1 protein-coding gene is annotated in these 1,451 nt (G+C 36.9%); it reads right to left on the reverse strand.

What is annotated here, in order from left to right; translation table 11 throughout:
* Positions 1 to 1,451, reverse strand: a 1,451-nt coding sequence (locus BUB25_RS16290) for a DUF11 domain-containing protein (RefSeq protein WP_139256935.1), incomplete at both ends; no start/stop codon positions are given.

The following is a 1,451-nucleotide window of genomic DNA, read 5'->3' on the forward strand; positions in this document are numbered from 1 at the left end:
ATGCCAGCAGTAGGGCTTGCACTAACAAACTCGTAACCAGAAGGCAGCATGTCTTTTACAACAACACCAGTAGCGTTGCTAGGCCCGTCATTTTTAACTGCAATAGTAAACGTAACAGTATCGCCTACTTTTGGCGTAGTTATATTTACCGTTTTAACAACAGATAAATCAGCACTTTGTATAGGAGTTATAACAACTTCGCTTTGATCGTTTTCAGTAGCATCATTATTACCAGGAGTAGAGTTACTATCTACTTCATTTGCTCCTGTCACTTCAGCAATGTTGTTGTAATTACCAGTAGGCAATACTTTTGCTGTAATGTCTAAAGTGGCAGTTCCAGCATTAGCTAAATTTCCTACGGTCCAAGAACCTGATATATTATTATAAGTTCCAACAGATGGCGCAGAGCTAACAAATGAATATCCAGAAGGTAATTTATCTGTAACTACAACTCCATTTGCTTCACTTGGACCAGCGTTAGAAATCGTAATTCTAAAAGTTACGTTTTCTCCAACAATAGGTGTATTATTATTAACAGATTTAGTCAAACTTAAATCTACTAATGGACCTCGGGATATGGTTACTTGATCCTGATCATCTTCAGTCAAAATATTATTCCCTGGTGTAGAATTTACATCGGTTTGATCAGCTGCTACAATTTCAGCAACATTGGTGTAATTTCCAGTTGCATTAACTGTAGCTGTAACAGTTAAAACTGCCGAAGCTCCATTTGCAATAGTTGCAATAGTCCATAAACCAGTTGCATTAGTGTATGTTCCACTTGAAGGTGTTGCACCGACAATAGTGTAACCGCTAGGCAATACATCTCTAACTTGTACTCCAGTAGCAGTACTTGGACCTGCATTTGAAACTCTTACAGTAAATACTACATTTGATCCTGCTGAAGGACTAATGTTATCAACTGATTTAGTCAATGACAAATCAATTAAAGCGGTTGGAACAGTAGTTACAGTTGAAAAATCATCTCCTAGTCCATCATTTGGTATAGAATCTGGATCTGTCTGACCACTTGCAATTACCTGAGCATTATTTCTATATTCATTAGCTGTTCCTGTTATAGGATTAACTTTGGCTACAATATCTAAATATTCTGTTTTTCCATTAATAACACTTCCTGAAAGTGTCCAATTTCCAGAAGTGGAATTATATAGACCAGAAGTTGAAGTATAGCTCACAAAAGTATAACCTGACGGCAATAAATCATTTACTACAACTCCAGTAGCATCACTTGGTCCTGCATTGTTTAATGCAATTCTAAATTTCACATTATCACCTACTCGTGGAGTAGCAAGATCTACTGTTTTAACAACTGATAAGTCAGCTCTCTGAATTGGTGTAATAACTACTTGAGCTTGATCGTTTTCTGTTGGACTGTTATTTCCAGGCGTTGAGTTAGGGTCAAATTCATTAGAACTTACTACTTGAGCAGT

The organism is Flavobacterium granuli (assembly GCF_900129705.1).
GTDB lineage: Bacteria > Bacteroidota > Bacteroidia > Flavobacteriales > Flavobacteriaceae > Flavobacterium > Flavobacterium granuli.